We start from the raw sequence: 24563 nt of genomic DNA on the forward strand, positions 1-24563 counted from the left end.
TATGTCCGCCGACGCAAAAACACATAACGATCGCGCCTTTACCCATCGTTTACCCCTACAAGCGTTACTAATAGTTCCGTTCGTGTTGCAAATCTTTGGCGCAGTGGGACTGACTGGCTATCTGTCGCTGCGAAATGGACAACGGGCGGTTAATGACGTAGCAACGCAGTTACGCAACGAAATTACGTTACGTGTTAATCAAAATTTACAAACTTATCTAAAAGCTCCACAGCAGGCAAACCAAATTAACCAAGATGCCATTAATGCTGGATGGCTCAAAACAACTTCCTTAAAAGACTGGCAGCGACACCTCTTCGCTCAAACTCAGGTATTTGATTCAATTGATTCCATTGGAATTCTCAACGAGGAACGAGAATTTATTACGGTATCTCCACACGAAGGCGATCGCCCCACTTTATTTATTTACGATCGATCGACTGATTTTGCATTTTCGACCTATAGCTTGGACGAAAAAGGCGATCGCATCACTTTGTTGAAGCGCACCGAAAATGTTGACTTCCGCCCTGAGCCTTGGTATCGGCAAGCTAAAAGCACAGATAAACCTTACTGGACAAATGTGATTAAACATAAAGATCAGCCAAAGCTGATCTTTCTGAATGTGCATCCTATATATAATCAAACTAAACAATTTCAAGGAATCCTGATCGCTAGACTAACCCTATCGACTGTCGGAGATTTTCTGCAAAAGCTCGATGTTGGTCAACAGGGGAGAATCTTCATCATTGAACGAACTGGTAAATTGCTTGCGACCTCAACTAATGAATCGCTGTTTCGCGATCGGCAAGGTAAACTAGAACGAGTTGCCGCAGCCGATAGCAATGACTTGCTTACAAAAGCTGCCACCCAGTATTTAATTCGTAAATTTGGTAATCTGAGTCAAATCAACTCCTCTCAAATCTTGGACTTCGATCTCAAAGGTGCTAGGCAGTTTGTGCAAGTTTCTCCATTTCAAGAAAAACCAGGGCTTGACTGGCTGACTGTGGTGGCAATCCCTGAATCAGAATTCATGGCACAAATCAATGCCAATACTCGTACTACCATCTTGCTGTGTATTGCCGCCTTACTATTAGCTATAGCTTTAGGAATTTACACTTCTCGCTGGATTTCGCTTCCCATTTTCCGTTTTAGTCAAGCATCAAAAGCAATTGCAGAAGGCAACTTAGAACAAACAGTTCAACTCTCGAATGTAAGAGAATTAAGAATATTAGCTAAGTCATTTAATCGTATGTCTCAACAGTTGCGTGATTCATTTACAGCCCTTGAAAACACCAATCAAGAACTCGAATATCGAGTAGAAAAGCGCACAACTGAGTTACAAATGGCTAAGGAATCTGCCGATAACGCCAACCAAGCCAAAAGCGAATTTCTCGCCAACATGAGCCACGAACTCCGCACCCCCCTCAACGGCATCCTCGGCTATGCTCAGATCCTGCAACGCAGCGAATCCCTCACCTCCAAAGAGAATAACGGCGTTGACATCATCTACCAGTGCGGCTCCCACCTTCTCACCCTGATTAACGATATCCTTGACCTATCTAAAATCGAAGCCCGCAAATTAGAACTCTATCCCGCGTCATTCTACTTCCCTTCCTTTCTCCAAAGCGTTGTAGAAATCAACTCTATTCGGGCAGAACAAAAAGGAATTAGCTTCGACTTCCTTCCAGATGCCAACTTGCCTATCGGAGTCATTGCCGATGAAAAGTGTTTGCGTCAGGTATTAGTTAACTTGTTGGGCAATGCCATTAAATTCACAGAACAGGGTAAAGTGACATTCAGAGTAGAGATCCTCGATATAATAGATGAGGGGAAGAAGACACATATTCGCTTTACGATCGCAGATACCGGCGTAGGCATGACCCCCAAACAAGTCGAAAAAATCTTCCTACCATTTGAACAGGTAGGTAATATCAATAAACAATCAGAAGGTACTGGATTAGGACTAGCAATTAGCCATAAAATTGTCTCCTTGATGGATAGTGAAATTCAGGTACAGAGCATTGCAGGCGAAGGTAGCACCTTTTCCTTTGAGCTGAAATTGCCCGAAGCTAAGGATTGGGCGGAGTCTTTGCTGGTGGTGCAACAAGCGGCGATTGTCGGCTATGCAGGAGAACGGCGTAAAATTTTATTGATCGATGACCGCTGGGAAAATCGTTCGGTGTTGCTCAATCTTTTAGAACCGATTGGTTTTAAAATTATTGAAGCTAGCAACGGACTCGAAGGACTAGAACAAGTTTTACAGACAGCGCCGGATTTGATTATTACCGATTTGGCAATGCCCGTAATGGATGGGTTTGAATTTGTGAAGAAGTTGCGATCGCAACCAGAACTACAACATCACATCGTGCTGGTTTCTTCCGCTAGTGTCTTTGAGATCGATCGCCACAATAGTATTAAGGCAGGCGGCAATGATTTCTTGCCCAAACCCATCCAAGCTGAAACGTTGCTAGAACAAATACAAAAATATTTAAAGTTGGATTGGCTATACAAGGATCAAAAAGGCGATCGGCTAAATGAGTATGGTGTCGCTCAAGAAATTAAGCCACCCTCTCACGCCATCTTGACCCAACTTTCGGAACTGGCCAAAGCCGGCGATCTAGATGGAGTAATAGAAGTCGCCCAGCAAATCCCAGATGGGGATAATGTCGCTTTTGTCCGAGAAGTCATCCAGATTACTGAAGCGTTCGAGATCAAAAAACTGCGGGCATTTATTCAGCAATATCTCGCTTAATTAAAAGGAATATAAACTATGGTTGACTCAACCGATCCCTTTATTTTGATTGTAGATGACAATGCAACTAACTTGTCTGTCCTCTCCAAAACCTTAAAATCAGCAAATTACAAAGTTCGCATGGCAGTGGATGGCGAAGATGCCCTAGCTATGGTAGCCTATGCTCATCCAGAACTAATTTTACTCGATGTGCAAATGCCCAAAATGGATGGTTTTGAAGCCTGCCGCCGCCTCCAAGCAAACCCCGCCACTAAAGGTATCCCAGTAATTTTCATGACGGCTTTAACAGATACGGAGAATAAAATCGAAGGCTTGTCCTTGGGGGCGGTAGACTACATCACCAAACCTTTTGAAGCCCAGGAAGTATTAGCAAGGGTGAAAATTCACTGGCGCTTAAAGCAACTCACCGGCACCTTAGAACAACGAGTGGCAGAACGTACTCATGACTTGCAGAATGCTCAATTGCAATTGGTGCAGCAAGAAAAACTCTCCACTCTGGGACAACTGGTGGCGGGGGTTGCCCACGAAATCAACAATCCCATTGCTTGTGTGGTGGGTAATGTCAATGCTGTGGAAGATAGCATCAATGATTTATTTAGTTTAATTGATTTGTATCGCCGTCAATTTCCCCAACCAGGTGCAGAAATTACTGCAGAACTAGAGAAGATAGAGCTAGAATATTTGAGGGAAGATTTACCGAATTTAATCCGAGCCATGAAGGATGGGGGCGATCGCATTGTATCTATTAGTAAAAGCCTCTGCACTTTCTCCCGCGCCCACAGCGACCAAAAGCAGATTTTCAACATCCATGAAGGGATTGATAGCACTATTCTAATTCTGCGCCATCGCCTCAAGGCAAATAATCTGCGTCCAGCCATTGAAGTGATTACTAACTACGGTGATGTGCCAGCGATTAATTGTTTTTCCGATCAATTAAATCAAGTGTTTATGAATATTATCGCTAACGCGATCGATGATTTGGATGCAGGGTGCGTTGGACAAACCTTTGCGGAATTAGAAACCGAACCTAGGCGAATTATGATTTTTACTGAAATGTCGATCGACCTTTCAACCGTAGTCATTCGGATCGAAGATAACGGCCAGGGTATGTCGGATTCAGTAAAATTGCGGATATTCGACTACCTGTTTACTACAAAAGAGGCTGGGAAAGGAACGGGATTGGGATTGGCGATCGCCCGTCAGATTGTGGAAGAAAAACATGGGGGTAAACTGAGTTGTATTTCGGCACTGGGAGAAGGAACTAAGTTTGTGATTGAGCTTTTAATTGAGTGAATATTATTGGTTATTGGTTAGTTGTTAGTTGTTATTGGTTATTTGTTATTTGTTAACCAATCACAACTAACAACTAACCAATGATATCAAATCCGGTAGCATCGGAATTAATATTACCCACATTCAGGACACGGTGCCGCGTCCTACCTATCATTTTGGTGCAACCGGAATTGAGGAATGAAAAATAAATAAGGTGACTAATAGAGCAATAGTTTACATTAGATTAAGGCTTCTGGGGTTTAATTGTGCAAGTTATTTATTTTTCATTCCTGATATCATTAGTGCGAGCTTCTCACTCGCGACATGGATCGCGAGCGAGAAGCTCGTACTGACATCCAAATATATAATTCCGATGCAACCGGAAATGATATGACTAATGACTATTGCAGCGGCAAAAATATGGTCATTACGTCGCCTTTTTGCGGCCGCTGGCGAATTACTAATTTCCCGCCCGCTGCTCGAAATAAATTCTTAGTGACGCTCAAATTTAAACTCAAACTTCCCGTCTCCGGCTGCACCATCAACAAAGGCCCGATCGATCGCAAAGGAGCATTCGCTGAAGCTGCAAAAGTCGAGGTGCCATTACCTTCAGGTAGGTGTTCCGATTCTAACTGCAATTTTAACTGATCGCCCGCCAATGTTACTTCTACCTGAATGCGACTCCCCGATGGCAAAGTTCGAGTAAAATTCTCAATCAAATTAGTTAAAACCTGATCCAACATCGTCGGATCGCTGACTACCGCTGGCAATTTTTTCGGTATAATCACATCTAAAGTGTGATTGCGCTGACTTGCCTGTTTTTGCCAGCGCGGAATGCTGTTTTGCAGCACTTCACCGAGGGACATCGCGGTTAGCTGCATCCCAGAATTTTTAGCTTGGGACATTTCCAATTCCACGGCGCGGAAAATTAAACCGAAGCGATCGATCTGAGTGGTACACTCAGCATCAATCATTTCCAAACGCTTCACCACCATCGGTTCTAGTTTGGGACGTTTCAGCAGCAGGCGAGTCAGGGTGCGAATGGTGGCCAAAGGAGTGCGGACTTCGTGGGCGATCGCCTGTAGCAATTCCACTTCTTTGGTAGCATGAGGCAAATGAGACTTACAATTGATATTTTCCCGCCCTTTGAAGCTATCATCAACTCTTTCGTTTTTTCCCCTCGCCACTTCGTCTTTCCCGAGGGGCAAATGATGCAGCAGCAAGCGGGTGAACTGCGCGACTATTTGATAGTTTGGAGCTATAGGAAAAAACTGCTGGAATTGCGCGTCTAATTTCGTAGAATTATGAGTTAATTGGCTGACTGGCAAATTGATACCGCCGTCAGAATTGGCAAGCAAACAATCGCTTTCAGTCACCCTGCGCCGCAAAACTTCCCAAGCTTTGGCGGCGATTTGCGGGTCGAAAGAAAATAGAAAAGCCGGAATTCCCGCCGAATTTTCACCCAAAACCATCACCAGACTAAAAGTAGCAGTTAAAACCAAACAAAACTGCTCGTTTGCTAAAGGATCGCCGATCGCCAAAGCTAAAGCCGGGCCCGCCTCCGGTACAGATATTTGCTCCTCCGCCGCCGGTAGCAAAGCTAAAGTTTGTCTAGCACGAAAAGACCACAAACCTGCATCGTTGTCGGGAATACTCGTAAAAATCCAATTAGCAAAACCGGAAATGACAGCGGGCTCTGTCAAAACCGAAGACGGCCCGGACAAAACCAATCCCTGACAAGAATTGGGATTTGGGGAGAGACAGTGTTTTTGTTGTTGGGCGAGCATTTGATTCAAAGTTGCGATCGCCCCGTACCATTCCCGCTCAGCCTTGTGTCTAGCAGCCGCACGACTCCCAGGACACTTCTGGCGGCCATTTTGGGCGATCGACCTCGGATCGGGACTGAGGTCATTTTCAGAGCCAGAGGAGGCTAAAATTTCGCTGATTGTTGGTAGAAAGTAAGTATTCACAGTAGTTATAAGCCCACCTTCACAGACGTGAAGAATGAAGTATTTATTTATAGGAATGTTTAGGAGCGAGAATTTAAGCAGCAGTAGGACGGAAACAACCAGCCTAATTTCTTGCGTCTTGCCCCTAACCCACAGGATATCTATATTTGTCAACTAACGATATTGGCAGAACCGTACCAATAAGTCGCAATCTCCGCGCTTCCGGCGATATTTTGGACGATCGCCCTAACAAAAGTGCAAAATGGATGCAGTCAAACACCCTGCTTTCCTTATGCCCACCTCGATCGCCGACTCAAAAAATCTGCTGTCAGACTTAATGGCACGCTACCGCAACCAAGTAGATTATCTAGCAATTCGACTCGAAGAAGCCGAAGGAACCGACATCTTGCTGCGGGGCGAAAAAATTGAAACCCTCAGCGAAGGAATCTCCATAGGAGGCCAAGTCCGAGCTTGTCACAAAGGCGGCTGGGGCTTTGCCAGTTTTAACCGACTTTCCACCCTCGCCGAAAGAATCGAAGAAGCCATCGCCGCGGCCAAACTGATCGGCGAAGAAGAAACAATTCTCGCGCCAGTAACGCCCGTACAGGACATTTGCTTCCTGCCGCTGACAGGAACAGACCCCCGTCTGGTGCCCTTAATTGACAAAAAACAATTGTGCGATCGCTACGCAGCCATTTTACGCAGTATAGACCCCCGCATCGCCACCATCTCCGTGCGCTACGGCGACAGCACCCAGCGCATCATCCTCGCCACCTCCGAAGGCACCATGCTCGAACAAGGTTGGGCAGACATGGAAATGCGCTTTGCCGCCACAGCCCGCAGCGGGGAAACCGTACAAACAGGCCGGGAAACCACCGGTTCCCGCAAAGCTTACGAAGATTTAATGGAACTTGAAACCCAAGTTCGCAGCGCCGCCCAGCGCGCCGTAGACTCCCTAGCCTTACCCCCCGTCCAAGGCAACACCTACACCGTCGTCATCGACCCAATTTTGACCGGATTGTTTGTCCACGAAGCCTTCGGACACCTTTCCGAAGCCGACATGGCCTACGAAAACCCCGATATTTTGGAAGTGATGACCCTCGGTCGCCAGTTCGGCCCGAAAAACTTGCAAATTTTCGACGGTGCCGCCCCGGAGGGACACCGAGGCAGCTATTACTACGACGATGAAGGTACTCCGGCGACTACTACTCAGTTAATTAAAGACGGCGCATTAGTCGGGCGGCTGCACTCGCGGGAAACAGCGGGTAAGTTGGGAGAAACGCCTACCGGTAATGCTCGGTGTTTGAATTATCATTATCCGCCGATCGTCCGCATGACAAATACTTGGATCGAAAGAGGCGATACGCCGGTGCCGGACTTATTTTCTGGGATCGAAGAAGGAGTTTACGCGCGCAATTGGCAAGGCGGCATGACTAACGGCGAAATGTTTACTTTCAGTGCTGGGGAAGCTTGGATGATCCGCGACGGAAAACTCGACAATCCGGTGCGGGATGTGACTCTTTCGGGTAATGTTTTCAGCACTTTAGCCGATATTGAGGCGATCGGCGACGATTTTTACTGGGATGAATCCGGCGGCTGCGGTAAAGGAGGACAAAGCGGTTTACCCGTGGGCTGCGGCGGCCCGAGTTTGCGGATTCGCGACGTGGTTGTGGGCGGCGAAGCTGCCCCAGAGTAAAGCTTCAAAATAAAAAATCAAGGTAAAGCGCCAGATTCCTACTCGCGCTTTACCTTTATTTTTTGAGTGCCACATTTCGCGCCCGTTTGTGGTGTCGGATATTTTGACGATATTGGGCAAAAAAACCGGAATAGCCAAACATTATGCCTTGAATCGTCAAATACGGCTAAAAAATCGGTTTTTTGGTACGCAATACGTAATTCCTGAATTAATGAATCGAAATCTTCAAGTTTTCTCTTCTTCTCCCAATTTTATCTTCTCCCATTCTCCCCCTAATTCCCTGCAATTATCGCTTTTTTCGGCTTTATCTCCCATCGCCTGGGTTTGGCGGCGTATCTTTATCGTTATCGTAAAAGGTCTGAGTGTCGGCTACGGCGGTTGAAATTTCGGAAGCAGAGTTGTCTTGAGCAAAAAAGGTCGATCGAGTTTCTAAGCTTTGAGCGTTAACTGCGGTGCCGCTCAGTAACAGGCTTGACATCAGGATGGAAGAGTAAACGCCGATCATAAATTTTGGTATTTGTATTTTCCCCTTCTTGATACGCAGTCTGTACTCTGCTATCAGGATAAAAAAAATAATTGTGGCGAAATCATCAATTAGTAAGTGACGGCACCTGCAATTTTTGTGAGTTTTGGTTAAAAGCGGGTGAAATCCATCATCTAGCTCGCTTGTTCGCTGGTAATTTCTAGTTCTCTGCTGCTTGCGGGCAATCAGCAGAATTCAACACCAGTTTTCCCAAAAGAATGCAACTTTAGGCCCGTGATCCAAACCCTTAACTCATAAGTCATTCCCAATTTTTTCATCTAAAATCTAAAATTTAAAATGGTATCACCCCTAAAATCGTTTTTAAACACTCTTCAAACAAGGAAACAAAAACGCAAATTGTATTTTTTTACTACTCTTCAGATTAATTTCATAATTTATTGCTATGAGGATGCAACCCTCGGATTAAAGACAAAACCGCAGAGTATAGAGGCCCGTCATCAGCACCTTACATATAAAGATTTTGGTGCATTAGATTCCTGAAAGCAAGCAATAGACAAGTTTGCATAAGTCTTAGATTGATACAGAAACCGCAGATTTCAGTTGACAGTTGACAGTTGACCGCAAGATAGCGACCTCTACCTGGAAGGAAGAGGATTGGAGTAATGAATAGTCTTCTTTTAATTTCTCCCGCTTATGGGTTCCGGCTTTAAACCATTTTTTTTTGGCAAGGGAGATAAACACAGATAAACGCAGATAATTGAAGGAATTGAGATCGAATGAATGAAATTTTGTTTGATGTCTAATCCTTCAGATTAACTTCAGAAATGGTTGCTATGATATTTTTCAATGAATTGTGAACGATTTTTCTTTTTTTTCTTTTTTTTCTTCTCTTCCTTGGTGTTAAGATGGCTAGCGCGCCGCTCCGTAGGACGAGTCGAAAGCTGTTCGGAAAAAAAAGCCCGTTCACAAAATCGTGGAGTCAATCTCAAATCTCAAATCTCAAATCTCAAATCGACTGACTTGCACATCTACCTGTAATAACAGCGAGTCGAGGGTTGACGAGTTGTCCAAAATAACATCAGCTTGTTGACACTTTTGAGCTAGCGGCAACTGGGCGTTAATGCGGGCATTAGCTCGATCGTAACTCAAGCCGTCTCGCTGCATTAGTCGTTCTAACTGCACTTCGGGTGAACAGTACACCACCCAAATTTCGGTACACAAGTCAGTCATGTTAGCTTCAAACAGCAGTGGCACTACCAAAACCAAAGTCAACGTGTCAGTGGGGGCGCAGAAACCGGAGTTTTTTTCAACAATACTTCGTTCTAGCTTTTGATCGCGGTGAAAAAACCTGGTTTCTTGAGTTTTTGTACCTAAATTCTGTGTGTCCTGGGATACCGGAGTCAATGCAGCAATGCAGCTTTGAGTTTCCTCAACTAATCGGCGGCGCACGTAAGGGTGAATCTGTTGTTCCAACCACTGCCGCTCGTCTGCGTTACAAAAAATAATACTTCCCAACTCGGGCCGATTTAAATTGCCGTCGGGGAGCAAAATACCCGCGCCGTATCGTTTTACAATAGAGTCAAGTATTGGCGAACCGGGGTTCACAGCTTCGCGGGCGTAAATATCGGCATCTAAAATCGGAAATCCACAAGCATCTGCCAGATAATTAGATATAGCGGTTTTACCGGTGGCGATGCCCCCAGTTAAACCGATCAGACGCACAATTCGATCGCTCATAATTTTCGCTGTTTAAATTTCCTGGGTTTCGACACTTACTGTCTGTCTTTGCTATGTTGGTGACACAATTAAATTTAGACTGAAAATTTAAGATTTGCGATCGAGAGTTCGCGTTAGGAAATGTCAGCATTGGGGTGCGATCGACTCTTTTTTACCTAAAATCTCAATTTTAAACTCGAATTAAGGTCTAGATCGAGGCAAACTTATGAATGCTCAACGTGCTCTGCGATCGATTCTGGCAGCAATTCCCATTGCCGGATTTTGGATATTAGATTTTTCCCCCAACCTGGTTTTCCTCAAAGAAAACAGCAGCGGATGGGTACTCCTGGCAATTTATCCCCAATCTCAAATTGCTGCGGCACAATCTATTACTCCAGCCCCAGACGGCACCGGAACCACTGTCACCGCCCCAGGTACAGTGTCGCCTCCTCGCTACGACATTAAAGGTGGCACTACCTCCAGAGACGGAGCAAATTTGTTCCACAGTTTTACTCGGTTCAATCTGAATTCTGGCGAAACTGCCAATTTCATCTCGAACCCCAGCGTTAAAAATATCCTCGGCCGCGTTGTCGGGGGCGACGCTTCGTTAATTAACGGTCTAATTCAAGTTAGCGGCGGCAATTCTAACTTGTTCCTCATGAACCCCGCAGGCATTATCTTCGGAACAAATGCCCGACTCGATGTGTCCGGGTCTTTTTTTGCTACCACCGCTAGCGGTATCGGTTTTGACGACCGTTGGTTCAACGCTACAGGGGCGATCGACTACGCAGCCCTAGTCGGAACGCCGAATGCTTTTGTTTTTGACCCACAGCCAGGGAGTATTGTCAATGCCGGTAACTTGGCTGTCGGCACGGGGCAAAATTTGACTTTGCTGGGCGGCACGGTCATCAGTACGGGGCAACTTTCCGCCCCAGGCGGTCAAATTACTGTGGCGGCTGTCCGGGGCGAAAATCTGGTGCGGTTGAGTCAAAACGGACTTTTGCTGAGTTTAGAAGTTTCTCCAGCAGCCGGAGTGTCGGGTTCGGAAGCTCTTCCCTTCTCTCCCCTGACTTTACCTCGGCTGCTTTCGGGGCCCGGCGTGGCTAACGCTACGGGTATAATTACGAACGCTCAAGGTGAAGTCGTACTGACAGGCGGCGAAACAGGGCCTACAGGTGCTGGAACTGCGCTGTTAGCGGGTGCTGCGGACGTGTCTGCCAGGGGGGGCGCGGGAGGAAGCGTCAATGTGTTGGGCGACAAGGTAGGCTTGTTGGGAGCGAAGATTGATGCTTCGGGGCCCGGCGGCGGCGGAACGGTGCGGATCGGGGGAGATTACCGAGGCGAGGGAACTGTGCCGAATGCGACGATGACTTACGTGGATGGCAAAAGTTCGATCGCCGCCAACGCAACTGAATCAGGCAACGGTGGCAGAGTTTTTGTCTGGGCTGACAACACAACAGCATTTTTAGGCAGCATCAGCGCGAATGGCGTTTCTACAACTGGCACCGCAGGTGTGGGCGGGTTTGTGGAAGTTTCGGGCAAGCAAAGATTGATTTTTAACGGTACTGTCGATACTTCCGGGACAAACGGTTTGGGGACTTTGCTGTTAGATCCAGAGAATATCTTAATTACAGATTCTGCAGAAGGTACCGGCGATGCGGCAATTATTGCCAACAATAATATTTTGGCAACAGGAACGCTACCAGGACAGGAAAAGAATTCTGAGCCTTCGCTGACAATTTCGGCTACAGCTTTGGAAAGTATGTCGGCGACTGCAAATGTGGTTCTCGAAGCGCTCAACGATATTACAATTGCTGATTTGGCGGACAATCAGTTGAGCTTGAAAGCAACTACTGGTTCGGTGACATTGAGAGCAGATGCCGATCGCAGCGGTGCGGGCGTTTTTTCGATGAATTCTGGAGATACAATTAGCACGGCTGGCGGTGCGATCGCAATTTCGGGAAGTCAAATTACTGCGGGTAATTTGTCGAGCAACGGCGGAAATATTAGTTTGATTAGTCAGGGTTCGACTGTTGCTAACAATATTAGTTCATCCAATCCCAGCACCGGAACCAGCGGGAATATTTTACTCGAAGGCATGAACGTAACGGCAGAAAAACTTGATGCCAGCGGCCGGGAAGCGACGGGAAATGTAACTTTGACGGCTCGGAATGTTCTGGGAGTGAGCTTCGTCGCTCTTGGTTCGGGAAACATTACTTTGACTGGTAATGAAATTAATTTTAAAGGTGACAAAAATTCAGTCAGCGGCACTGGCTTTTTGGTAATGCAACCTTGGAGCCCCGGTCAAAATATTGCGATCGGCGGTTCTGGAGATGTCGGCACTAATATTTATTTGAATCTGACGGCAAACGACCTCGGAAGTTTGGAAAATGGGTTTGCTGGAATTACGATCGGCCGCAGCAACGGTATCGGTTCAATTCTGATTGCCAACGATTTCACATTTTATGATCCGCTAATTATTCAATCGCCAGCGGGTTTGGGAACAATCACTACCACAAATTCCCTGACAGGGGCAGACAATGCCTCAATTACTATCAAAGGTGATGGCAATATCCGTACCGGAAATATCACTACCAACAATCAGGAAATTCGCATCGTCAGCAACGCAGGCAATGTCACAACCGGTCAGCTACTTACTGGAACTGCCCGCACCATCAACACTTCTGTCAATTCTTCCGAAGATATAGGCAATTCGGCGGGAGATGTTAGTGTTACCGCACAGGGCACGGTGACTGCCGGGGCGATCGACACAAGGGGCGATCGCGCGGGGAATGTGACGCTGATGGGACGCAATGGAGTCACAGCAGGTGCGATCAAAGCTGGTGGCTCGAAAACACCGGGAAATATTACTTTGACCGGCAACGAAATTGACTTGACGGGTGACAAAAATTCGATCGCCAGCAACGGCAATCTGGTGCTGCAACCGGCTGATCCCAGTCAAAATATTATAATTCAAGGTTCTGGCGATACAGAAGCTTTGAAATTGACGGCTGCGGAATTGAACACTTTTCGGAATGGGTTTGCTTCGATCACGATCGGCCGTTCTGACGGTAGCGGTGTGATCTCGATTGGTTCTGGAACGACAGATTCAACGCTCAATTCAACGCCAGTGGCGGTGACATTTCAAGATCCGACGACGATTCGATCGCCGTCGGGCAGCGGCGCGATCGTGGGAACGGGTGCGATCTTCGGCACTGATAACGCCACGATCGCTCTGATGGGCGGTACTGTAGCCGTCGGAGATGTTACCTCGAATGCGGGGATTAACATCACTAGCAGTCAAGGCAAATTGACTGCTGGTACGGTTTCATCTCGCTCAACTTCCGGGGAGGCGGGCCCTATCAATATCCGCAGCGCCGGTGCGGTAGAAACCGGCAACATCGATGCTTTTGGTGCCAGAAGCGGGGGAGATATTTCGATTGCGGCGTCGGGCCGGATCGTTACAGGGGTGATCAACTCTAGTTCGCAATCGGGAAGTGCCGGTTCGAGCCAAATTACCGGGCAGAAAGATATTGAAGTTGTTTCGATCAAAGCTCGTGGCAATACCGGCGGCGATGTGGCAATCGAGGCTGGGGGAGCGTTTCGGGCTGCGGGAACAGGAACGGCTGCTGAGCGCGCCCAGGTCAGCATTTCTACAGACGGGCTGGCTCAATCGGGTTCACAGACGCTGCTGCAAAGCACTTGCCCGTCGGGAACCTGCACGGCGGCGACTGTTGGGACGGGAAACTCGAAGTCGAACACTGCAACCTCCTCAACTGCGATCGGGCCGCTGGCGATCGTGCCGAGTCCGGCACCAACTACCAGCGTGGAACTGCAAACTACAGACAATTCTCAACAAATTGTGACTCAGGTGAGTCTCGGCCCCGCAGCGTCGCTGCCAAAGAGCAGTAACGCAAATGTCTCGCCAGAACCTGCTGCTGCGTCTGTTGAGGCGCGGCCGAACGAGACTGCTGCCGGCCCGGTACTGCTGTCGCCGTCGGTGTTAAAAGACAATTTGGGTACGCCTGCAACGACAGAAAACGGCAGCGCAGTGCCAACTGCACAAAAGCCCGTGAGTGCGGTGAGTGTAGAAAGTATCGGGAATGGGAGGGTTCCTGAGATTTCTCGCTCCACTTCGATCGCGCAACTAAGTCCGATCGACGCAGTGCAGCAAAGGGATATAACTCAGGGCCGGGAATTTGAACGTTACTTTGGGGGCAATCTCGATCAAAAGTCTGTCACGCAGCAAAGTATTCGAGAGACTCTCAGCAGCGTCAATCGGTTGACTGGGGTTAAACCCGCTATCCTTTACGTGTGGGCGAAAGAGAAACATTTAGAACTTGTGTTGTTATTGCCAGACGGCAAAAGTGTTTTTAAAAGCGTGCCTGCAAGCCGCGAGACTGTGCTGCAAGTTGCTAAAGAATTCACTAATGCTGTGAGAAGCCCCAGGAGATTGAATGCTACTGATTATAAGGAACCTGCCCAGGAACTTTACCAGTGGTTAATTGCACCGCTGCAACCGGAATTGGAGGCTAACAAGATTGACACTTTGGTGTTTTCGATGGATGCCGGTTTGCGAACTTTGCCTTTGGCTGCTCTTTTTGACGGCAAACAGTTTTTGGTAGAAAAGTACAGTTTGGGGCTGATTCCCAGTTTGAGTTTGACTGATACTCGCTATGCCGATGTTAGGGGTTCGGAAGTTTTGGCGATGGGTGCGTCGAATTTTCCTGCCAAATACGATCAAAATCCTTTGCCTGCGGTGCCGTTGGAAATATCGACAATTGTGGGCAAGATTTGGCCTGGTGCGTCTTTTCTCAATGAAGCTTTTACCTTGGCAAATTTGAAGAATAAGCGCAATCAACCGCAATACAAAATTATTCACTTGGCTACTCACGGCGATTTTCAGCCAGGGGGATCGGAAAATTCTTACATTCAGTTTTGGGATACTAAGTTGCGGTTAAATCAGTTGGGTGAGTTGAAGTTATCTAACCCGCAGGTGGAGTTGTTGGTTTTGAGTGCGTGTACTACGGCGGTGGGTGACGAACAAGCTGAGTTGGGGTTTGCGGGGTTGGCGGTGCACGCTGGGGTAAAATCGGCTTTGGCGAGTTTGTGGTACGTCAGTGATGCGGGTACTTTGGGGCTGATGACTGAGTTTTACCAGCAGTTGCGTACTGCGCCGATTAAGGCTGAGGCTTTGCGGCAAGCGCAGTTGGCGATGCTGCGGGGTGAAGTGCGGTTGCAGGATGGTTATTTGGTGCGATCGGGCAACAATCAAGCTCTACCTTTGCCGGCGGAGTTGGCCGCCAGGGGCGATCGTAATTTGTCGCATCCTTATTATTGGGCTGCTTTTACGATGATTGGTTCGCCTTGGTAAGATAGTTGTGGTTAAATCTCTTTCCTGTTATGCCGAAATTTGAAGACCAACTCGATGTAGTTTATGCTAGCGATCGCGCCTGCTGGCGGCAATGGTTGGAGCAAAACTATGGAAATGCGATCGGAGTTTGGCTGGTTTACTACAAGGTCAAAAGTGGCAAACCAAGCGTGCAGTACAGCGAAGCTGTCAAAGAAGCACTTTGCTTTGGTTGGATTGACAGCAAAGTCAAATCCTTGGATGCAGAGAGTTATCGACAAATCTTCACGCCTCGAAAACCCAAAAGTGTTTGGTCAAAATTGAACAAGCAATATATCGAAGAATTAATCGCCGAAGGGAAGATGACGGAAGCTGGGTTAGAAAAAATTATAGCAGCTAAACAAGATGGCTCGTGGACGAGCTTAGATTTGATTGAAGCATTAGTAATTCCAGCAGACTTAAAAGCAGCTTTAGAAACAGACGATGCTGCAAACAGCAACTTTGCAGCATTCAACAAAACAACTCAAAAAAATATTCTATTTTGGATTCAAAGTGCTAAACGCCCAGAGACAAGATTGAGCAGAATCGAGAAAACTATATATTCGGTCGCACAAAACAAAAATCCCTTGATTCGCTGATAATTTCTGGTGTCGCGAGTGCGGTATCACTACTGACTAATGACTACTGACTAATGACTAATTGCTAGCTGCTATCTGACTCAAGCGTTTGAGGATGCGGAGTACATCATGTAAATTATTGGTGCGATTGCTAATTCCAAATAGATCGGATGTGGCATATCGAGGTGATTCTCCTGGCACTAATTTAACAAAGATGAAACTGCCGCCTGTCGCAATCATGCCGTAACTGGGTTTGTCGGAATTGGGATTTGCCAGCATATAAGCTAAGATTTGCGCCAATCCCGCTTTGATGGAAAATGAAACTCGTTTCGATTCAATTACCATCAGCCAAAACTGATCTTTTAAAACTAAAGTGTCGATGCTGCCTTTGATGATAACTCCTTCCTCTTCTTCAGAAATCTCGACGGATTTTTCCGGTTTAATGTAAAAAGGATGCAGGTAAAACTCCCCGGTAAATAACAGCGGAGAGACGATCGACAAACTGATGGGTTTTTCCAGCATCGGCGGATATTTCAGCAAATTGAAGTAACCCGCTTTGATCTGATCTAGCTGTCGTTGTTGAAATTCAGTGATTTCTGGCAACTCGTCTTGCCATTCTCTGAAAAATTAGTCGTCTGTGACAAGTTGCAGGTCAAAAAGTGTTTTTACTTCTGCTAATGTGACATTTTTAGCTTGGATTGTTTGAACCATAATTTTAAACTAATTCCAAATCTTTTGTAAGAGGAATCAAAGGCTTCACCGAGTTCGGCTTGTTCGTTCCAAAGTCCAATCTGTAAGTTAAATCTTGAGTTGCTTTTTCCTGTTTCTCCTCCGGTTGGTGGCATGACGATCAATTGTCCATTGGCGTTGCGTTCTAATTGTAGATCGCGGTGTTATTCGCACAGTTGTTAGAACTGTTCGGAAGTTAGTTTGATAATGGAATTGAGGTTTAATGTGATAGCAGTCATTCTTATTTACCTGCTGTTTGTATCAACTAGATTAAAAATTCAGTAAGGATTCAGGTCAAAAGAGTTGCAGATGCAACCCTTGTCTGGCAAGGTTTTCAGGGCAAAGTAAGGGCTTTTGTCTTGCTCTGTTCACTGTCACTCTTATGACGATAAATCACATTTTTTCCTCATAAGCTTGACAATAGAGATTAATTTAGCATCAAGCTACAGATCTAAAGTCTTTACCCAGCAAGGAGTTATGTTACCTGAATCCTTACAAAATTCAAAATGAATTATCCCATTTTTAATTCTTAATCCTTAACTTCTAATTTTGCTGCACAGGGGATTTAAGCCCCCACCTTTAGGTGGATTGTTTTTAGGCAGGGGCTTAAATACCCTGCCTAAAAACTTCGCTGTCAACCCTTCGACAAGCTCAGGGCAAGCTGTCAACTGTCAACTGTCAACTGTCAACTGTTACTGCAATTGTTTGATTCTGTTGAGCGCGTCTTGATACGCACTTGTTCTCCCGCCTTGCTTGTAAAGTTCTGCTGCTTTTTCAAAGTCGGCAATTGCTTTTGGTTTGTCTTCTGTTGCCAGGTAAGCTAAAGCTCGGTTGTAGTAGGCGTCGGCAAAACCGGGATTGCTTGCGATCGCCCGCGTGTATGCTTGAATAGCAGTGGAACCGCGAGTGGGTTCGGTTTGAGGCAAGCCGGCGGTCATGAAAGTGCGGGCATTACCGATATTAAAATACAATTCTGGGGTATATTTGGGCTTGAAAGCCAGTGCTCTGTTGAAATCGGCGATCGCCTCCCAAGCATCTCCTTGATCTAACAGCGAAAGTCCTCGAAAATAATAGGCTTGAGCATCTTGCGGATTGGCGGTGGATACCGGGCCGCTTGTTGAGGGAGTATTGTCTACTTTCAACTCGGATTTGTTGATTCCCGCCGCCACTAACTTCGCGATAAATGTATTGATTGGAACTGCTGCATTAAATCCGGTTTTAATCGGGGCGACTTCGCCGGAACTCGTTTGCGCGAAACCGAATTCGCCTTGTCCGTGTAAACCGATGACTCGGCCTTCGGAGTCAAAAACTGGGCCGCCACTCATGCCACTCCAAGTTACGGCTTGATACCGCAAAGTGTAACCTTCTGGGCGGTTGCGTGGGCGGCTGGTAACGAGTCCGGGAGAGAGTTCGGGTTCTCGTTCGGCGCCGAAAAGTCCGCCCGTAGCGGGATAGCCGTAAACGAAGATTTGAGTGCCGATGACGGCTTGATCGGAATCTGCGATCGTCGCGACTGGATATTCTTCGGGGCTTTCAAATTTGACTACGGCTAAATCCGGATCTGTTGTGGCTGTTTGCAAGCGAGTGACTGCAGTTGCTTGATAGTTTTTGCCGATCGACGTGCGAACGGTGTATTTCACGTCTGCTTTTTCTACGACGTGATTGACTGTTAAAACTGTGTAAGTTTTGCCGTTTTTGGCAATAATTACCCCAGAACCGTCTCCGATGGAACTGTTAATTTGTACTGTCAGCGGCCCGGCAATGCTGGCGACTTCTTGGGGCGTTTTGGCGATCGCGGGCTGGCTGATGACTATGGTTAAGGCTGCGGTAGTTCCTGCTAGCACGCTGCTTAAGGTGTCGAAACGAGAAAAATTTATATTCATGGTAGTGGGAATTGGTAGTTGGGTAGCGCGAGTTGGCTGATGGCGGCGGTTTGTGCTTTTTTTGTTTTTAGTTTGATTTTATGGGTTGACCCAAACCTGGTCGGCTTTGTTATTTAGTGATAATTTTACTTGCTATTTTGTTCCGCGATTGTCTATTTCAATGTAGGGTGTACCCGGGCGCACTTTACTCGATTTCAACTTAGGCGGCCCAACTTACTTATTAAAACTAAACAATATATGACTCGAACTCGGTGCTTAATTCTTCCTTTGTCACGGTTCCCCGTGCGACTCGCATGACTAAATTATATGCTCGATCGTCCGTTAAATTTAGAGTGCAACCATTCAAACGCAAAAAGGTATCCGCCACCGCAAAAGCCGATCGTTTATTGCCGTCAATAAACGGATGATTCATCGCTATGTGATAGAGATAAGCAGCAGCTTGTTCGGCAATTGTCGGATGCAACAATTGACCGCCAAAAGTTGCTTGCGGTTGAGCCAAAGCTGACTCTAACAAGCCTTCATCTCTAACCCCGGAAGTGCCACCAAATCTCTCTATCTGTCTGGCATGAATGCTGAGAACCGTATTTTTGGTGATAAAGTTAGGAGTTGGCAAGGCGATGATAAACCTCCTTTCTTTCGCGTTCAGAATCTAGATATGCTTGCCATGCTTTGGCTTCTAATTGTTGTTGTTCTTCTTCAGTTTTTAAGGAACGAACAAATTCCAGCACTTTCAGCAGCAAAGGTTCTGGTACTCGATCGAGTTCTTGAAGAAGTTGGTCTTTTGCGCTCATGTTTCCTCCTAGTTATTTTATTGTTTTACATCCCGCAGATTAGATCATCAATGGCTGAGTAAAACTCGGCGGTTGAAACCGCGTCTATACAAACGAAGTCGGCCTCCGCCGACTGCAGGTGATTTTTGATATTCTGGTTTGTCTATGTAGTCGCGATTACCTTACAACCAGTTTACAACTTATATCGCCTTCTTAGTCCGCGGAGGCGGACTTTGTGTGTGTAGCCGCGGTTTCAACCGCCGGGTGATTTTTGATGTGCTGCAGCCCATTCCACGATCGCCTCTGTCAGCCCGTCCAACGTATATTCCTGAGCTTCCACATCTAACTTGCCCAATAAATTATAGCAGCTTTTGGAAGTTTCCGGGCCGATCGAGGCGATGCAAATATTTTCTAACCAATCCTCAGACAAAGACAATTCTGGGGTTTTTTCTATGAGATTGCAAAAGTTATGCACGGTTTTGGAACTGGCAAAGGTTATGATATTTACTGCTTGATTTTGGAGTGCGGCTAGGGCGATCGGAGCGATAGTTTCGGGACAGCAAGATTGGTAAGCTGGTACTTCGATTACTTGCGCTCCTTTGGCGGTGAATTCTTTGACTAAAACTTCTCTCCCGCCGCTTTCTACTCTGGGAAATAGAATCTTGCAGTTTGTAGGGGCGGTGCCCCCGTGCCCGCCCTGCCAGGGGAAGTTTTCGATTAGGGAGTCGGCGACGAAGTTTGGGGGAATAAAGTCTGGTTGTAGAGAGTGCGATCGCAAACTTTCTGCTGTTTTTTTGCCTACTACTGCGATTTTAATGCCAGACAAGCTGCGCGCGTCTTTGCCTTTTGCTTGCAATCTTTCAAAAAACCAGTCTACAGCGTTGTGGGATGTGAGAATTAACCAATGAAAGCTTGACAATTGTGCGATCGCCCTGTCTAATGGTTCCCAAGTGGACGGCGCACCAATTACCAAGGCGGGCATTTCGATCGCGCGAGCTCCTAGTTGCTGGAGTCGATCGCTAAATTGATTGGACTGGGAAGCTGCGCGGGTGACTAAAATCGTTTTTCCGGCTAGCGGCTGGCTGTTGTTAGAAATGACTGGTGTAACGCTCATGTTTGGGTTTTCCGATCCGATTAAATATTCGCGCAATCTGACTACTTCTCCAATGACGATCGCGCAAGGCGATAGAGATTGACCTGCTGTTTGCTGTACGATGTTGAACAGAGTTCCGATCCAGATTTTCTGTTCGGGGCGGCTGCAATCTCGGATAATGGCGATCGGTGTTTCGGGCGATCGCCCGTGTTTTTGCAATTGCCAAATTATCTCGCTTAAATTGCGCCCTCCCATCAATATTACCAAAGTTTCAATCCGCACTAATGCTTCCCATTCTAAAGCATCTGTTTCGTGGGCGCTCATCACTGCAAAACAGCGGCTCATCACCGCATCTGTGAGGGGAATTCCTGCTAGCATTGGTGCGGCTAATGCGGATGAAATTCCGGGTACTACTTCAAACTCGCAGCCTGCTGTTATCAATGCTTGAATTTCGGAACTGGAGCGGCCAAAAATAAACGGATCGCCGCTTTTGAGGCGCACTACTTGTTTGCCTAAATTACACTGTTCTACCAGCAAGCGGTTGATTTCTTGCTGCTGGGTGGAAGGTTTGCCACCGCGTTTCCCGACTTCTATTTTTCGACAAGTTACTGGGATTAATTCGAGTTGTGGGATGTCGATGAGAGCGTCGTAAATTAAAACTTCGGCTTGGGATAGCAGTTTGTGCGATCGCACTGTCATCAAGTCACAATCTCCGGGCCCCGCACCGACTAGATAAACTTTTCCTTTTGGGTTTTTCATAAGTCATCCTCGATAGTATAATTTAAGGAAGAAGGAAGTTCGGCAACGGATTATGTAACGGATGTAACGGATGTAACGGATGTAAGTCCGTCGGAAGAAGGAAGAAGGAAGAAGGAAGAAGGAAGAAGGAGCAATCATGAAATAAAAAATAACAAATAACAAATAATTAATGCCCAATGCCCAATCCCTCCGCTTCGCTCCGCCCAATTCCCAATGCCCAATTCCTAACCAAAAATCCTATATTTATGCAGATTATCATCATCACGGCCGCCGATGCAAATTACTTTGAACTGGTGCGAGGCACTATATTATCAGTGCGGGAAAAATCAGAGGGTGCAAATGTGGCGATCGGCTTTTTCGATCTCGGCTGCACTCCCGAACAATTGCAGTGGCTGGAAACACAAGTTAATTTCATTAAAAAACCCGATTGGAACTTTGACTTTCCCGGCAGAAATGAATCCCCTCACTATCTCAAAGGACTTCTAGCACGTCCGTTTCTGCGCCGCTACTTCCCAGACTTTGACATCTACCTGTGGATAGATGCCGATGCTTGGGTGCAAGATTGGCAAGCTGTTGAACTATTAGTTAAAGGCGCGGCAAAACGCGGTTTAGCAGTTGTTCCCGAATTAGACAGAGGCTATTATTTAGCTTACGGCAAACTGCCTTGGTATTGGGAATTTGTTTACCGCGATTATCAAGCAGCTTTTGGCGAAGAAATTGCCCAACAGTTGCACACCTATCCAACTATAAATGCAGGTATTTTCGCACTAAAAAAAGATGCCCCGCACTGGGAATTATGGGCGGAATATCTGGGAGAGGGATTGCAGCGGCACGTTTCTTTAATGACTGACCAAATAGCTTTAAATCGGTTGGTTTACGGCACTGAAATGTTTGACAAAACAGAGATGCTGCCGGCTCGGTGCAACTGGAGCTGCAACTTTGGTTTGCCCGTCTGGGACAAGCAGCGAGCCTGTTTTGTGGAGCCGTATTTGCCGCACGGGGCGATCGGCATTCTGCACATCACCGGTCACAAGCACGACTTGGTAACATTAGCAACAACCGACGGAAGTCAAATAGAAATTAGTCTCCGCTATCAACCGATACAACAGCCAGTATCTCCACAGTTAAAACCAACACAAATTACATTACCGCCACAATCTGAAATGAACAACAATACTTTGTTACCCGCCGGAGATTACGTCTCGCCCGGATTGAAAATTATTCTCCCAGATGCCTATTTTCCCAACATGATTGTCGGCGATACTCAAACTTGTTCGTGGCCCTACCTACGCCGGGAAATTCAGCACAATTGGTATGTCGATCGCCGCGCTAGTTCAGTCGGATTTCTCAGCCGCGACGAAGCACACATTTTGTACAATACAGCCCTGCAATTTGCCGGAAAAAAAGCCTTAGAAATCGGCTGCTGGCTGGGATGGTCTGCCTGTCATTTAGCCCTCGCAGGAGTTGAATTAGATGTAATCGATCCGCTGTTAGAAAGAGAAGACATTCGACAAAGCGTCATCGATTCAATTCAAGGCGCTCTCAATGCCTCTGGCGTGCAAACTTCCGTGAAGCTAGTACCCGGCTACAGCCCCCAAAAAGTAGAGGAATTAGCTAATCAATTTAACCGCAAATGGTCGTTAATTTTTATTGACGGAGAACACGGAGCGCCAGGCCCGTTAAATGATGCTATTGTCTGCGAACAATTGGCAGAAAAAAATGCAATAATTTTATTTCACGACTTAGCTGCTCCCGCTGTTGCTCAAGGTTTAGATTATTTAAAACAAAGGGGATGGCATACTGTAATTTATCAAACAATGCAAATTATGGGTGCAGCTTGGCGGGGGAATGTCGAACCGGTAAAACATCAACCCGATCCCAAGATTTCCTGGAATTTGCCAGCACATTTGCACGGTTACAATATTAGCAGTTTAGATAAAATTAATTCTCAAACAAGCAGCAAAAAAACTCACAACCCACCGTCATCTTATACAAGAAATTTTTACCAATTAATCGGAGAAGGAACTCGCATTTCTGCTGGAGAAATTATTCCCCTGCTGTTAGACTTGCTGCAACCCATTTTACCTAAAAGTGTGGTGGATGTGGGCTGCGGTACGGGAGGTTGGTTAGCTGCGTTTCACAAGTTGGGAATTGCTGACTGTTTGGGAATAGATGGCGATTATGTCGATCGCACTCTTTTAGAAATTCCTTTAAATCAGTTCAAGTCTTACGACTTAAAGCAACCGCTGCAAGTAGAAAGAAAGTTTGATTTGGCAATTTCTCTGGAAGTTGCGGAACATTTACCCAGTACCTGTGCGGAAAACTTTGTTAATTCTCTAACTAAACTAGCACCAGTAATTTTGTTTTCAGCAGCAATACCATTTCAAGGCGGTGTCGAACACCTTAACGAACAGTGGCCACAATATTGGGCTTATTACTTTCAACAAAACGGTTTTGTAGTCATTGACTGCTTGAGAAAAAAAATATGGAACAATGAAAAAGTCGAGCCTTGGTACGCTCAAAATATCTTGATTTTTGTCAAAGAAGAACACTTGTCGAGATATCCGAGGTTAGTGAAGGAGTATCAAAATACCGATCTGAATCAATTAGCGATCGTCCATCCAAAGATTTATTTTTACAGCTTACAAGTGGCTAGAACTTCTAGCGAAAATTCACACTCAAACCATCCACAAAGTGTAAAGCAAGTCGCAGCTTCGCCGCAGCTTGCAAGTCAACCTTTGATATCTGTGATTATTCCCTGTTACAATCAATCTCATTTTTTACCGCAAGCAGTAACTAGCGTTATCAACCAAACTTACAAAAATTGGGAAATAATCATTATCAATGATGGCAGTTTAGATACTACTAGCACAGTCGCCAAACAATTGATAGCAGCAAATCCCCAGTATCAAATTAGGCTAATAGAACAAGCTAATCAAGGGCTTTCAAGTGCTAGAAATGCTGGCATAGCAGCAGCAAACGGTGAATACATCATGCCTTTAGATGCTGATGATATCCTAGCTGAAAACGCCTTAACTGACCTTTTAGGAATATGTTTAAAATCAAATGTACCTTGCGTAGCATTTGGTTCTTATCAAATGTTTGGCACTGAAAATCGCACAGTACCAAGTTACGAGTTGTATTCTCCCGAAAACATCAAACAATCTAACATGATTCACCCGTCTTCACTGTATCACAAATCTGTTTTGAATTTGGTCAGCGGGTACAAGACTGAAATGAAAGAAGGTTACGAAGATTGGGAATTTTGGGTGAATTGTCATAGACACAATGTTCCATTTTTGGGAACGAGAGAAGTAGTTGTCAACTATCGTCGTACTCATGGTTCTATGTTAGAAAAAGCTCAACAATACCATGATAAATTGGTAGCACAAATTGTTTGTTATAACCGGGAGATTTACGATATTGACAGCGTGAATAGTGCTGAAAAAATATTGGCAGAAATTGCAATTTCTTAGTCTCGTGTTGCGCGAATTTT

14 protein-coding genes and 1 pseudogene are annotated in these 24563 nt (G+C 46.1%); 6 read left to right on the plus strand and 9 right to left on the minus strand.

Features of this window, described 5'->3' with window-relative positions; all coding sequences use genetic code 11:
• Position 1 precedes the first annotated feature (1 nt).
• Positions 2–2749: an ATP-binding protein gene (locus QUA58_RS12940; RefSeq protein ID WP_333394379.1), complete on the plus strand. Its 2748-nt coding sequence runs from the start codon at positions 2–4 to the stop codon at positions 2747–2749.
• Between the two features lie 18 nt (positions 2750–2767).
• Entirely contained in the window at positions 2768–4042 is a 1275-nt protein-coding gene (locus QUA58_RS12945) for a response regulator (protein WP_333394380.1), read from the plus strand.
• Between the two features lie 380 nt (positions 4043–4422).
• Here the strand turns inward: QUA58_RS12945 and QUA58_RS12950 are convergent, their stop codons facing one another.
• Complete coding sequence (locus QUA58_RS12950; RefSeq protein WP_333394381.1) at positions 4423–5991, minus strand: HAMP domain-containing sensor histidine kinase; 1569 nt, start codon at positions 5989–5991, stop codon at positions 4423–4425.
• Between the two features lie 271 nt (positions 5992–6262).
• Between QUA58_RS12950 and QUA58_RS12955 the strand changes: the two genes are divergently transcribed.
• A complete protein-coding gene (locus tag QUA58_RS12955; RefSeq protein ID WP_333388139.1) occupies positions 6263–7666 on the plus strand; it encodes a TldD/PmbA family protein in 1404 nt (467 codons plus the stop codon).
• Between the two features lie 304 nt (positions 7667–7970).
• On the opposite strand, the gene patX is transcribed toward QUA58_RS12955, so the two are convergent.
• Complete coding sequence (gene patX, locus QUA58_RS12960) at positions 7971–8171, minus strand: heterocyst-inhibiting protein PatX (RefSeq protein WP_333394382.1); 201 nt, start codon at positions 8169–8171, stop codon at positions 7971–7973.
• A gap of 978 nt (positions 8172–9149) precedes the next feature.
• Positions 9150–9887, minus strand: coding sequence for a dephospho-CoA kinase (gene coaE / locus QUA58_RS12965; protein ID WP_333394383.1), 738 nt, complete (start codon positions 9885–9887; stop codon positions 9150–9152).
• Positions 9888–10092: 205 nt separating this feature from the next.
• Between coaE and QUA58_RS12970 the strand changes: the two genes are divergently transcribed.
• Together QUA58_RS12970 and QUA58_RS12975 are read left to right on the plus strand one after the other, a co-directional pair.
• Complete coding sequence (locus QUA58_RS12970; protein WP_333394384.1) at positions 10093–15240, plus strand: CHAT domain-containing protein; 5148 nt, start codon at positions 10093–10095, stop codon at positions 15238–15240.
• A 29-nt stretch (positions 15241–15269) separates the two neighbouring features.
• The gene (locus tag QUA58_RS12975) at positions 15270–15854 is read left to right on the plus strand and encodes a YdeI/OmpD-associated family protein (protein WP_333250613.1); all 585 of its coding nucleotides are present in this window, start codon (positions 15270–15272) and stop codon (positions 15852–15854) included.
• Positions 15855–15911: 57 nt separating this feature from the next.
• Here QUA58_RS12975 and QUA58_RS12980 read toward each other — a convergent pair whose 3' ends face one another.
• From QUA58_RS12980 to cobA, 6 genes and pseudogenes are all read right to left on the minus strand, one after another.
• Complete coding sequence (locus QUA58_RS12980; RefSeq protein WP_333250615.1) at positions 15912–16436, minus strand: restriction endonuclease subunit R; 525 nt, start codon at positions 16434–16436, stop codon at positions 15912–15914.
• A gap of 71 nt (positions 16437–16507) precedes the next feature.
• A pseudogene (locus tag QUA58_RS12985) lies at positions 16508–16711 on the minus strand (Uma2 family endonuclease); the annotation flags it as partial.
• A 543-nt stretch (positions 16712–17254) separates the two neighbouring features.
• A complete protein-coding gene (locus QUA58_RS12990) occupies positions 17255–18445 on the minus strand; it encodes a tetratricopeptide repeat-containing serine protease family protein (RefSeq protein WP_333250617.1) in 1191 nt (396 codons plus the stop codon).
• A 226-nt stretch (positions 18446–18671) separates the two neighbouring features.
• The gene (locus QUA58_RS12995) at positions 18672–19058 is read right to left on the minus strand and encodes a type II toxin-antitoxin system death-on-curing family toxin (protein WP_333394385.1); all 387 of its coding nucleotides are present in this window, start codon (positions 19056–19058) and stop codon (positions 18672–18674) included.
• Entirely contained in the window at positions 19045–19236 is a 192-nt protein-coding gene (locus QUA58_RS13000) for a DUF2281 domain-containing protein (protein ID WP_333250621.1), read from the minus strand. The genes QUA58_RS12995 and QUA58_RS13000 overlap by 14 nt, the downstream gene beginning before the upstream one ends.
• A 232-nt stretch (positions 19237–19468) precedes the next feature.
• Complete coding sequence (gene cobA / locus QUA58_RS13005; RefSeq protein WP_333250622.1) at positions 19469–21067, minus strand: uroporphyrinogen-III C-methyltransferase; 1599 nt, start codon at positions 21065–21067, stop codon at positions 19469–19471.
• Positions 21068–21243: 176 nt separating this feature from the next.
• On the opposite strand from cobA, the gene QUA58_RS13010 reads away from it, so the two are divergent.
• Positions 21244–24543 carry a glycosyltransferase gene (locus tag QUA58_RS13010; RefSeq protein ID WP_333394386.1) on the plus strand — a complete coding sequence of 1100 codons (3300 nt, stop codon included), beginning with the start codon at positions 21244–21246 and terminating at the stop codon, positions 24541–24543.
• Positions 24544–24563: the final 20 nt, after the last annotated feature.

The sequence above is a fragment of the Microcoleus sp. N9_A1 genome, assembly GCF_036701795.1.
In the GTDB taxonomy this organism is placed as follows: Bacteria; Cyanobacteriota; Cyanobacteriia; order Cyanobacteriales; family Microcoleaceae; genus Microcoleus.